Raw genomic sequence first — 11,327 nt, 5'->3', positions numbered from 1 at the left:
GAGCTTCACGGCAGGCGTCTAGGCTGTGGTTCATGACTGGGGTGAAGTCGTAACAAGGTAACTGTACCGGAAGGTGCGGTTGGATCACCTCCTTTTACAGGTCACATTCATCAACACCAGATGCGTTCTCAAGCGTCCCCATACCGTTTCGGTATGGGGGCGCTTTTTCATTTGGTGGTGCAGCTATATGCTCGCCCGAATAGGGCCCTGTTTGCAGCGGTTTGGACAGGCCGAGGCAATACGTATCGCTGGGAACAGCATTAAAGTCACCATGCCGCCTGTCTATGGCCCGCTAGACTGCCTCCATGAGTGGGCTCCCGGTATCGGAGATGTTGCGCGAGTATCAGGGTTACGTGCTGGCCTACCGCCTGCGCGCCGCCGTAGGAGGACGGGTCGCGCCGGGCGGCGAACAGCTGAGCCTTCCCGAATATGCGGCTACCCGAATCGAGCGTCAGGATCTGGCGCGCAGTTTGATCAAGCATGGACTGGACGCTGGGCGGATGCGGCGACTGGACAGCCTGTCCGATACGTTGATGTTCGGATTCTGGCTCAACCCTGCCGAGGTGGCGGCCTTCCTGCGGGCTGCCATTCGTGAAGGCAGTCATCCGGCGCTGGGGCGGCCCGATGCCTTTGCCGCGCTGCTGACCGCCAGCGAGCGTGCGCGGCTTGGTGACAGGGGTGTGCAGCAGGTCTGCGCTCATCATCTGGCCTGCCTGACCCTGGCCGCTCCGATGTTGGACCCGGATGGTCTATCACGTGCCTGGCAGCGCATCGAGGACACTATCCCGCCGCTGTTCTTGGATGAGCTGGTGGCCAGCGGCATAGCGTGACCGGCATGCTGGCCGGCCTGTGGCGAACCCTGCTGCCCCGTGCCTGCCCTGGTTGTGGGGCGCAACTGGGTGCAGAGGTCGGGCTGTGCCCTTCCTGCCGGGGCGGTCTGCGCGCGCATGTCGAATCGTACAGCCCGTTGCGTTCCCGTCCGGAGCCGCATCTGGTGAGTCTGGGCCGCTACCGGGGCGTGGAGCGCCGCGCCGTTCGTGCCCTAAAATTCGGTGGCGCGCGTGAGCTGGCGGGAGTGCTGGGTGAGGCGCTGGCGGCGGGCGTTCCGCCGCAGTGGGGTGTAGGCGCCGTGGTTCCGGTTCCACTCCATCCGTCCCGAGAGCGCCAGCGCGGCTACAACCAGGCCGAACTGCTGGCCCGCGAGGTGGGCCGCCATCTGCAGGTGCCCTGCGTGGACGCCCTACGCCGTACCCGCGCGACCCGTCAGCAGGCGCGCCAGCAGGCCGCTGGACGCCACGAGATGACTGGAGCGTTCGCGGTCAGGACGGGCCGCCTGCCCTCAGGTCCACTGCTGCTGCTCGATGACGTGATGACCTCCGGCAGCACCCTGATCGCCTGTCGGGATGCGCTCTCTGCGGCGGGGGCGGCAGAGATCTACGTCGCCGTGGTCGCCCGCTGAGCCCATCAGGCAGAACTGCCAATCTGCTCGCGCAACCACAGCATCAGCGCCTGGGCACTGGCCGGGTTGGTGGCCAGCGGGATGTCGTGGACGTCGCACAGGCGCACTAGGGCACTGACGTCCGGCTCATGGGGCTGTGCGGTCAGAGGATCACGGAAGAAGAACACAGCCAGAACACGTTCCTCGGCCAGTCGCGCGCCAATCTGCTGGTCCCCACCCAGTGGGCCAGAGAGCACACGCTCGACCTGCAATCCGGTCTGTTTGTGCAGGATGCCCCCAGTGGTGCCCGTCGCCACCAGATGAAAGCGGGCCAGGGTCTCACGGTGGGCCAGTGCGAACATCGCGAGTTCCAGCTTCTTCTTGTCATGTGCAATCAGGGCCACCTGCCGCGTGTCGGCTGCTGGGGGTGTTGGTGCGGTCATCCGGGCATTGTGGCATGGTCTGGGTGGCTTCAAAATTCTGAACCTGATCAACGGCAAAGAGGCTGGAGCGTAATTGCTCCAGCCTCTTTCAGTTCAGATGCCGCTCAGTTCTTGTCGCTGCCCTCAAAGGTGGCCTTGAACTTTTGCAGATCCTCGGCGATCTGCTGGCTGGGCTCCTCGCCAAACAGCTTGGCGACGGCGGCGCCCAGCGGGCCAGCCGGGGGCCGGTAGCTGAGGGCCACGTGCACGCGAGTTCCGCCGTTGGGCAATTCCTCAAACTGTACGCTGCCGGCATTGTCCACGGTGGCGCCCGGCAGGGAGTGCCAGCCGATGCGCTGACCGGGTTTGTCGTTAACGATCTCGGCCTCCCACTCAACGTGGGTGCCCAGCGGGGCCTTGGCGACCCAGCGGCTGCGCTTGTCGTCCAGCTCGGTCACGCTTTCCAGGTGGCTCATGATCCTGGGCAGGTTTTCCAGTTTGCGCCAGTAGTCGTAGACCCCCTGTGTGGGCCGGTCGATGACCACGCTGTGCTCCACGAAAATGGGCTTGGAGCTGGTTGCGCCGCCGCCGCCCACAGCCGCCATGACCGGGTCGTTGCCGGTGGCCGCACGGTACGCCAGGTACCCACCAACCGCTGCCAGACCAAGACCCAGCACGCCACGCTTGCGCAGACCCATCAGCAGCAGAGCGCCGCCTGCCGCGCCACTAATCAGGCGGGTCTGGTCCATTCCACTGTCTTCTGTTTTTGTCATCGTTGATCCTCCGTTCACCGGCAGTCTAAAGGTTGGGGGTGGGGGAGCGGCGAAAGGTAAACCAATCCAGAATATGTGCGGAGCTGCTTCCGGCCGACTCGGCCAGAGGTCAGGATTCGGGGGGCCCGGACTGAGATGCAGGGGTCCCCTGCTCCTCATGCTGTTTCTCGATCTCGTCGGTGGCTGCGCGGTCGGACGCAGTGGCCGGGCCGCCCTGCATCTGCGGATCAAGGTTGGTGTTGGCCCCGTAGGTGCTGGCCGCGCCGCCCTCGTGGGTCTCCATGTCGATGGGTGTGCTGGTGGGTTTTCCTTCTCCCATATGGCTGGCCTCCTGAACGTGCAGTGGGTGTATCCTTCCGCACCTATGCGGGCAGAAGGTGTGCGGCCCTTGACCTGGGGTTGAGATGGGATTGATCTGAAGGGTGCCGCAGAGCGAGGGTGCAGAAGGGGGATGAAGACCCCCTCCAGAGGCGCGTCATGCTCTAGGCTGGCGGGCGTATGAGCGCTCCCCCGTCCGCCCGCCCCGAAGGTCTGGACCCCCTGTCGCTGACGGCCATCCTGGTGACCCTCGTCTTCTGGGCCTCAGCTTTCGCGGGGATCCGGGCGGGTCTGGACGCCTTCTCGCCGGGTCACCTGACGCTGTACCGCTTTCTGGTGGCGGCGGTAGCGCTGGGGACGTACGCGGTGATCGCCCGAATTCCCGTTCCTTCGGCAGCAGACCTGGCGCGCATCTTCGGCCTGAGCTTCATGGGCATCACCCTGTACCACGTGCTGCTCAATTATGGCGAGGTCAGCGTGCCCGCCGGCACCGCCAGCCTGATCATCGCGGCGGGGCCGGTGATCACGGCGTTGCTGGCCACCCGGTTTGGCGGCGAACGACTGAACGCGCTGGGCTGGCTGGGCACCCTGATCAGCTTGGGCGGCGTCACGCTGATCGTGCTGGGCAGCGGTCAGGGTCTGAGCTTCACGCAGGGAGCGCTGCTGATCCTGGGGGCAGCGCTGTTCACCAGCATCTATTTCGTATTCCAGAAACCGCTGCTGCGGCGTATGAATCCGCTGCACTTCACGGTGTGGTCGTTGCTGCTGGGAGCTGTACCCCTGCTGGTCTTCCTGCCCGGTTTCGCGGGGGAGTTGCGGGCCGCGCCCCTGTCGGCCCATCTGGCGCTGATCTACCTGGGGGTGTTTCCCTCTGCACTGTCCTACCTGACCTGGACCTTTGCGCTGTCGCGCGTTCCGGCCAGCACCACCACGTCGTTCCTGTACGTCAGCCCGGTCCTGGCCATCCTGATCGCGCTGGTGTGGCTGGGCGAACTGCCCCGGCCCATCACCCTGCTGGGGGGCGTGGTGGCGATTGCCGGTGTGGTGCTGGTCAATACCCTGGGCCGTCCCCGGAAGCTGCCGCAGGGGTCACAGCTTCAGGAGACGCTGGAAGCATGAGCGCCCCCTTCACCGAACTGCCGCCCGCACCGCCTGCCGACGCACCCATCGTGCTGGAGGACGTGAGCGTACGGCTGGGCAGCGAGCTGATCCTGAACGGCGTGACCATGGACGTGCGCCGGGGGGAGTTTCTGGCGCTGATCGGCCCCAGTGGCGGCGGCAAGAGCACGATCCTGCGCGTGATCGCCGGGCTCTTGGAGCCGCTGTCCGGTGTGGTCCGGGTGGGGACGGCACCAGCGCTGGTCTTTCAGGATTACCGCCTGCTGCCGTGGCGCACGGCGCTGCGCAATGTGACCCTGCCTGCCGATCTGGGCGCTGGGGGTGGCCTGCCCCCCGAAGAAGCGCTGCATCTGGTGGGCATGGACGCCTACGCGGGCTATTTCCCGGCGCATCTGTCCGGCGGGATGCGGGCGCGGGTGGCGCTGGCCCGCGCGCTGGCTCAGAGCGGCGATGTTCTGCTGCTGGACGAGCCTTTCGCCGCCCTGGACGCCCTAGTGCGCGAACGCTTCAATGCCGAGCTGCGCCACCTGCACGAGAAAACCGGGCGCACCACCGTCCTGGTGACCCATTCCATCCGCGAGGCGGTGTGGCTGGCGGACCGGGTGGCTGTTCTGCGGAACGGCAGAATCGTGGAGATTCTGGACACGCGCGGCGAGGGCCGGGTCAGCGCCTACACCGACGGCTTGGAAGCACATCTGCGCGGAGTGCTGGGAACGGGGGACAGTACCCGTCTGCGAACGCCAGTGCGCGAGCGCCTGAGCCTGTCGGGTCTGCTGCCGCTGGCCGCAATGGCGCTGGGGCTGCTGGTCTGGCAGGTGGCCGCCGCACGACTGAACCAGCCCTTCTTGCTGCCCACGCCCGCCGCCGTGTGGCGCGAATTGACTGGCACCTTTCCTGAACTGCTAGCGGCCTTCTGGGTTACGGCCCGCACGGCACTGTCTGGCCTGCTGATCGGCGGGTTGCTGGGGGTGCTGATCGGCTACCCGCTGGCGAAGATCCGGCCTCTGGAGCGCTTTTTCAGTCCATTCATCATCGCCTCGCAGAGCACACCCATCGTGATTCTCGCGCCGCTACTGGTGTCGTGGCTGGGTTTCGGCTTCCTGCCCGCCGTGACCATCTCGGCCATCAGCGCCCTGTATCCGATTATGGTGTCCACCATCATTGGCGTGCGGGAAGTAGACCGCACCTTCTACGAGCTGTTCAGGAGCCTGCGGGCCACGCCCCTGCAACGGCTGACGCGGCTGGAACTGCCTGGCGCGCTACCCGTGATGCTGGGCGGACTGCGCCTGTCTGCCAGCCTGGCCCTGATCGGCGCCGTGGTCTGGGAGTTCGTGGACGCCAACCAGAAGGGCCTGGGCTTCGCCATCCAGCTGGCGGGCAACTACGCCCGCAAGGACACCCAGTTCGCCGCCATTGCCCTGTTGATTCTCTTCGGCGTGCTGATCTACGCCGTGATCACCTGGCTGGAACGCGTGGTGATGCGTCGTCGCGGACGGTAAAAGCAAATCCCCCGGCGTCACGCCGGGGGATGCCATCTTCAGAAAGGAAATTCAGAGGACGCTCTTGACCACCTTGACCACGTTCTCCACGCTGAAGCCGAACTTCTCGAACAGAATTTCAGCGGGTGCGCTGGCCCCGAAGGTGTCCATGCCGATTACCGCGCCCTCCAGACCCACCCACTCGTACCAGGGGGATTTGGCGGCGGCCTCGATGGCGACGCGCTTGACGCCGGGGGTCAGCACGCTGTCGCGGTAGCTCCCATCCTGTTCGCGGAAGATCTCCATGCATGGCATCGAGACGACGCGGGCAGCGGTGCCCTGCTGGCCCAGCGCCTCGGCGGCGTCCAGCGCGAGTCCGACTTCCGAGCCGCTGGCCACCAGAATCACGGCGGGGTTCTCGGCATCCTGCAAGACGTAGGCGCCCTTTTTAACGCCTTCTGGATTGCGAGGCAGGATTCGCAGGTCCTGACGGGACAGCGCCAGCGCGGTAGGGCCTTTCTCGTATTCCAGCGCCATCTGCCAGGCAATGGCGGTCTCGTTGGCGTCGGCGGGCCGAATTACATGGGCGCCCGGCACGGCGCGCAGCATGGCGAGCTGGTCAATCGGCTGGTGGGTGGGGCCGTCCTCGCCCAGCCCGATGCTGTCGTGGGTCAGCACGTAGGTCACCGGCTGCATCTGAATGGCGCTCAGGCGGAAGGCGGGCTTGAGGTAATCGGCGAAGACCAGGAACGTGCCCACCAGCGGGCGCACGCCGCCGTACAGACTCAGGCCGTTGGCGGCGGCGGCCATGCCGAACTCGCGTACGCCGAAGTAGACGTTGCGATCCGCATAGTGGTCATGGTTCAGCACGCCGCCGTCCTTGATGGTGGTCTTGGTGCTGCCCGACAGGTCCGCGCTGCCGCCCATCAGTCCCGGCACCACGGCAGCCAGCGCGTTGATCGCCTCGCCGCTGGCATTGCGCGTCGCCATCGCCTTGCCGCCCACTTCATATCTGGGCAGGCTGTCTTCCAGGTTGGCGGGCAAATCGCGGGCCAGCAGCGCGTCCACCTCTTTGCCAAGGTCCGGATGAGCGGCGCGGTAGCCGTCCATCATCTCCTGCCATGCCTGCTCCTGTTTTGCGCCGCGCTCCCGGGCATCCATATGTCCGGCCACCCCGTCTGGGACGGTGAAGGGTGGGTAGTCCCAGTTCAGCGCAGCTTTCGTCGCGGCCACACCCTCCGCGCCCAGCGCCTCGCCGTGGGCCTTGCTCGTCCCGGCGCGTGGGCTGCCGAAACCGATGATGGTCCTCACCTGAATGAGGGTGGGCTGCGAGGTGTTGTTGCGGGCGTTGATGATCGCCGCGCGGATTTCCTCGAGGTTGTTGCCGTCCTCCACCTTCAGCACTTCCCAACCGTAGGCGCGGTAGCGTTCGGCGGTGTCCTCAGACTCGGCCTTCTCGGTGGCGGTGTCCAGCTGAACGCGGTTGTCATCATGGAACCAGATCAGCTTGCCCAGCTTGAGGTGTCCGGCAAGGGCGGCGGACTCGTGATTGACGCCTTCCTGCAGGTCGCCGTCGCCCATGATGCTGTAGGTGTAGTTGTCGAAGATGGGGAAGCCGTCGCGGTTGTACTGCGCGGCCAGGTGACGCTCGGCCATCGCCATGCCCACGGTCATCGCCGCGCCCTGCCCCAGCGGCCCGGTGGTGGCGTCCAGCCCCGGCGTGTGGAAGAACTCCGGGTGGCCCGGCGTCTTGCTGTTCCACTGCCGGAAGTTTTTCAGCTCCTGCAACGGCATGTCGTAGCCCGTCAGGTGCAGGAGGCTGTAGATCAGCATGCTGGCGTGGCCCGCTGACAGCACAAAACGGTCACGGCCGGGCCAGTGGGGGTTGCCGGGATTGTGGCGCAGGAAATCCTGCCAGATCACGTAGCCCATCGGGGCCATTCCCAGCGGCGCGCCAGGATGCCCGCTGTTGGCGGCCTGCACGCCGTCAATGGACAGCGTGCGGATGGTGTTGATGCTGAGCTGTTCGAGATTTCCTTCGGTGGCTTGCGTCATGGTTCCCATCCTAGCGTGCCCGCTGATTGTGTACCACGTACACTTATAGACGGTTAACCCGCCAGCACCTCATCGACGAGAGCCCGCAGCTCATCGGGCCGCACTCCAGCAGCTTTCAACTCTTGCAGGCACCGCCGCAGCTCAAGGAGGCCGCTCTGCTGTCCGGCCGCGCTGTCGGCCCGTACCCGCGTGCCTGCCCCGGCGCGGTTTTCAGTCAGGCCATCGTCTTGCAGCAGGGCATAGGTCTTGGCAACTGTGTTGGGAGCCAGTGCCAGCGCTGAGGCCAACGCGCGCACGGCAGGCAACGAATCGCCAGGACGGAGCCGCCCATCCTGAATGGCCTGCGCCAGTGCCTGTCGCAGCTGGAGGTAGACGGGCAAAGACCCTGGTTTTCCCACCTGGGTGGCCAGCAGGGCGAGCAGTTCGCCGGGCTTGGAGGAGGGGTCATTCAGCGGTGTGTCATTCATGGGGGCACCAACAGTTTTGGCGGCGTGAAGGCATTTCATAACTCTCTGTCCCGGCGGGGGAGGGCGCGGGACCCCTCCAACTGGGTGTATACCCGCCGCTTGACGCAGTCGCACGGGGATCACAGGTCTCAATCATCCAGATAAGATTTTTCAACAACGGCCTACAATTACCCAGCGTTGCCATATTCGCCCTGGGTACGGCCTAACTAGGTGGAAGTAGAGTGCCTTTCAGTATCTTGGAGGGTGTGCAAGGAAACTGGGGTATAAGGTCTCCCCCTTTATCTTGGAGTGAGGAGGACCTTTCTGATCCCGATTCAGCTTGAGGCCCCTTGACCAGGCCTTTACGGCAGCTTCAGGGGACTGGCAGTCGAATGCGGCACCGCGCCTCTTGCCTTCTCATTCCCGGCTTTGATACTCTGCTTCGGTGCGCGGCCCGGTTGGCTGCTGTCGGCCCGTATGATCCCCGCCATCCTTGCGGGTGCAACACCTTCAAACCACAGATCACATCAGAGGTTTTCCATCATGGTCAAGATTCGCCTGTCCCGTTTCGGTTCCACCCACAACCCCCACTACCGTATCGTCGTGACTGACAGCCGCCGCGCCCGCGACGGCGGTTACATCGAGAACCTGGGTCACTATGATCCCCGTAAGACCTCCGAGAACTACCTGAAGGTCAACACCGAACGCGCCCAGCACTGGATCGGCGTCGGCGCTCAGCCCACCGACACCGCCCGCCGTCTGCTGAAGTCGCAGGGCGTCAAGTTCTCCTGAACCGTCCAAGCTTGAACAGAGGCTCCTGCGGGAGCCTTTTTTCGTTTTGGTTCCGTTTGTCAGCCTTCGGTCACGCCGCTCCCTCTAGAATGCACACCATGAAGAGCGATCCGACTGAACTGACCCTGTTCCTGGCGCAAAGCGTGGTGGATCAGCCGTCGCTGGTGCGCGTGTCCAAGCGGGGGCCAACCGTGATGGTGCGCGTCGCCCCCGGTGAGGAGGGTCGATTGATCGGACGGCAGGGCCGCGTGATTCAGGCCATCCGCACGCTGGTGCGCGCTGCCAGCGACCCCCGCGAGCGCGTGAACGTCGACCTGGACGCCCCACGCAAGGGTTGAGCATGACCGATACAAGCGCGGCGGGCACCGAGATCACCCGCCTGGGCCATTTCCTGGGACCGCATGGTGTTCAGGGCGGCGTCAAAGTGTATGTGCTGGGGGACGCGGCACAGTTCAAGGCTCTGCGGCGCGTGTACGTCGAGGGACGGGGCTGGCTCAGGGTGATGCGGACCACGCCGCTCGCGCCCGGCGTGGCACTGCAATTGGCGGGCCTGTCCTCCCGCGAGGGGGCCGAGGCGCTGCGCGGCCTGAATGTCTACGCCGCTGACGACGAACTGCCCGCCCCAGAAGAGGGTGTGTATTATTTCCACGAGCTGCGCGGGCTGAGCCTCAGCGACGCGGAGGGGACGGAACTGGGGACAGTCAGGGATGTGCTGGACGCCGGGCATCAGGACCTGCTGGTGGTCACCCACGAGGGTGGAGAGGCGCTGATTCCGCTGCAAGCGCCGTATGTCACCGTGAATCTGAATGCCAAACAGCGCCCACAAAGCCTGTCCCTGACCGCCGACGCACCGGAGGGCCTGCTGGGCGAGCCGGACGAGTCAGACAATGACGCCGAAGTGGAGCAGGACGACACTTGAGCCCCTCCCCATGTTGACGTTTTCCTTTCTGACGCTGTTTCCCGAACTGCTGGCCCCCTTCGCGGGCGAGGCCATCATCGGCAAGGCGCGGGAACGTGGGCTGCTGGACGTGAATCTGGTGCAGTTGCGTGACTTCTCGGACAATAAACATCTCAAGGTTGATGACACGCCTTACGGCGGCGGCGCGGGCATGGTGATCCGGGTGGACGTGGCCGAGCGGGCGCTAATGAGTCTCCCGCCAGCCGATGAGGTGATCCTCCTGACCCCGGCGGGACAGCCGTTCACGCAGACCGTGGCCGAGGAACTGGCGCAGAAGAACCATCTGGTCTTCCTGTGTGGGCGCTACGAGGGCTTCGACGCCCGCACCGAGCATCTGGTCACGCGGGAGCTGAGCATCGGGGACTTCGTCATGATGGGCGGCGAGGCGGCGGCGGCCTGCGTGCTGGAAGCGGTGGCCCGGCTGCGGCCCGGCGTGATCGGTGACCCCGAATCGCACCGTGCCGACAGCTTCAGCAGCGGCCTGCTGGACTACCCTGAATACACCCGCCCGCCTGAATGGCGTGGTCAGCGCGTGCCGGAGGTCTTGCGTGGCGGCAACCACGGCGCAGTGGCGGCCTGGCGACGCGAGCAGGCGCTGCGGCGGACCCTGGCGCGGCGCCCCGATCTGTTGATGGGGGCCGGACTGACGCCACAGGACAGCGCAGCCCTACTGAACCTGGGCGTGACGGCGGAGCAGCTCCAGGCCTGGGACGCGCCGCCACCCCCGCCGGCCAAGCGGGTGAAACGCAAAAAAATTCGGATTGATGGCAGCCAATCCGAATGAAATTCAGGCGTTTGACACGTTCTTATTGTGGGTTGCGCTCAAGTCGCATCTTCCCAACGGGCGCACCATGAGGGCCAGATGACCGTCCCCCTGTTTCCCCTGCCCAATCTGGTGTTGTTTCCAGGTGTGGTGCTTCCCCTGTATGTCTTCGAGCCGCGTTACCGCGCGCTGCTCGCGGATACGCAGGCCAGCGGCGAACCGTTCGGCATCGTGCAGATCCTGGAACTGTCCGAGAACGTATCCATGCCCTTTCACGAGCGGGTTTCGAAGGTGGGCACGCTGGCGCATCTGCAGCAGGCCGAGACGCACGAGGACGGCACCAGCACCATTGTGGTGGTGGGCGGCGAACGCTTCACGGTGCAGTCCTTCGACTTCAGCCAGCCCTACCTGAGCGCTGAGGTGAAGCTGTGGCCGCTGGAGGATGCCCCACCCGCTCAGGAAGCCGTCGTGCAGGCTAGCGCCCGCAAGCTGTTGAGCGATCTGTTGCGTCTGCGCCCTGCCGATGCCGAGCTGATTCGCGCCAATGCCCCGCAAGACCCCATGCTGCTGGCGAGCTTCGCCGCCAGCCTGCTGCCCGGTTTTAGCGGTCAGGGCCGTGAGGAGGCCCTGCGCGCGCCCAGCCTCCTGGACCGTCTGGACGTGTTGCTGGGTGCCGTTCCTAGAGACATGAAGTTAATGAACTGACTGGCTTGACCTAGGAGCCAGATTGATGAACGAACTTGCGGCCCCTCAATTGAGGCGTGC

General features: G+C 65.2%; 14 protein-coding genes and 1 rRNA gene. 10 read left to right on the top strand and 5 right to left on the bottom strand.

From position 1 onward, the window contains the following. From HNQ08_RS03605 to HNQ08_RS03595, 3 genes are all read left to right on the top strand, one after another. Positions 1-95 (top strand): 16S ribosomal RNA (locus tag HNQ08_RS03605); the annotation flags it as partial. Between the two features lie 210 nt (positions 96-305). After that, positions 306-830: a hypothetical protein gene (locus HNQ08_RS03600; protein ID WP_184127696.1), complete on the top strand. Its 525-nt coding sequence runs from the start codon at positions 306-308 to the stop codon at positions 828-830. 5 nt (positions 831-835) lie between these two features. Further along, positions 836-1,459, top strand: a complete 624-nt coding sequence (locus HNQ08_RS03595) for a ComF family protein (RefSeq protein WP_184127756.1) — start codon at positions 836-838, stop codon at positions 1,457-1,459. Positions 1,460-1,464: 5 nt separating this feature from the next. Here the strand turns inward: HNQ08_RS03595 and HNQ08_RS03590 are convergent, their stop codons facing one another. The 3 genes from HNQ08_RS03590 to HNQ08_RS03580 form a co-directional block, all read right to left on the bottom strand. Beyond that, complete coding sequence (locus tag HNQ08_RS03590; protein ID WP_184127695.1) at positions 1,465-1,881, bottom strand: methylglyoxal synthase; 417 nt, start codon at positions 1,879-1,881, stop codon at positions 1,465-1,467. Between the two features lie 104 nt (positions 1,882-1,985). After that, positions 1,986-2,633 carry an SRPBCC family protein gene (locus HNQ08_RS03585; protein WP_184127694.1) on the bottom strand — a complete coding sequence of 216 codons (648 nt, stop codon included), beginning with the start codon at positions 2,631-2,633 and terminating at the stop codon, positions 1,986-1,988. Between the two features lie 109 nt (positions 2,634-2,742). Next, the gene (locus HNQ08_RS03580) at positions 2,743-2,952 is read right to left on the bottom strand and encodes a hypothetical protein (protein ID WP_184127693.1); all 210 of its coding nucleotides are present in this window, start codon (positions 2,950-2,952) and stop codon (positions 2,743-2,745) included. Between the two features lie 179 nt (positions 2,953-3,131). Between HNQ08_RS03580 and HNQ08_RS03575 the strand changes: the two genes are divergently transcribed. Beyond that, positions 3,132-4,070, top strand: coding sequence for a DMT family transporter (locus HNQ08_RS03575; RefSeq protein ID WP_184127692.1), 939 nt, complete (start codon positions 3,132-3,134; stop codon positions 4,068-4,070). Beyond that, positions 4,067-5,569, top strand: a complete 1,503-nt coding sequence (locus HNQ08_RS03570; protein ID WP_184127691.1) for an ABC transporter permease subunit — start codon at positions 4,067-4,069, stop codon at positions 5,567-5,569. Before HNQ08_RS03575 ends, HNQ08_RS03570 begins: the two co-directional genes overlap by 4 nt. 51 nt (positions 5,570-5,620) lie before the next feature. On the opposite strand, the gene tkt is transcribed toward HNQ08_RS03570, so the two are convergent. Beyond that, positions 5,621-7,603 (bottom strand): transketolase, encoded by a 1,983-nt coding sequence (gene tkt / locus HNQ08_RS03565; RefSeq protein ID WP_184127690.1) that lies wholly within the window; start codon positions 7,601-7,603, stop codon positions 5,621-5,623. A gap of 53 nt (positions 7,604-7,656) precedes the next feature. Next, entirely contained in the window at positions 7,657-8,070 is a 414-nt protein-coding gene (locus HNQ08_RS03560; protein WP_184127689.1) for a GntR family transcriptional regulator, read from the bottom strand. A gap of 522 nt (positions 8,071-8,592) precedes the next feature. Here HNQ08_RS03560 and rpsP point away from each other — a divergent pair. From rpsP to HNQ08_RS03535, 5 genes are all read left to right on the top strand, one after another. Then, a complete protein-coding gene (gene rpsP / locus HNQ08_RS03555) occupies positions 8,593-8,841 on the top strand; it encodes a 30S ribosomal protein S16 (protein WP_184127688.1) in 249 nt (82 codons plus the stop codon). A gap of 98 nt (positions 8,842-8,939) precedes the next feature. Next, positions 8,940-9,179, top strand: coding sequence for a KH domain-containing protein (locus HNQ08_RS03550; protein ID WP_184127687.1), 240 nt, complete (start codon positions 8,940-8,942; stop codon positions 9,177-9,179). A gap of 2 nt (positions 9,180-9,181) precedes the next feature. Then, a complete protein-coding gene (gene rimM / locus HNQ08_RS03545; RefSeq protein WP_184127686.1) occupies positions 9,182-9,760 on the top strand; it encodes a ribosome maturation factor RimM in 579 nt (192 codons plus the stop codon). A gap of 10 nt (positions 9,761-9,770) precedes the next feature. Continuing rightward, entirely contained in the window at positions 9,771-10,583 is an 813-nt protein-coding gene (gene trmD, locus HNQ08_RS03540; protein ID WP_184127685.1) for a tRNA (guanosine(37)-N1)-methyltransferase TrmD, read from the top strand. A gap of 78 nt (positions 10,584-10,661) precedes the next feature. Further along, a complete protein-coding gene (locus HNQ08_RS03535; RefSeq protein ID WP_184127684.1) occupies positions 10,662-11,267 on the top strand; it encodes an LON peptidase substrate-binding domain-containing protein in 606 nt (201 codons plus the stop codon). Positions 11,268-11,327 lie beyond the last annotated feature (60 nt).

Origin of the sequence: Deinococcus humi (assembly GCF_014201875.1) — a bacterium.
GTDB lineage: Bacteria > Deinococcota > Deinococci > Deinococcales > Deinococcaceae > Deinococcus > Deinococcus humi.
The sequence above is the reverse complement of the archived record's forward strand: the minus strand, read 5'-3'. Positions and strand labels throughout refer to the sequence as shown.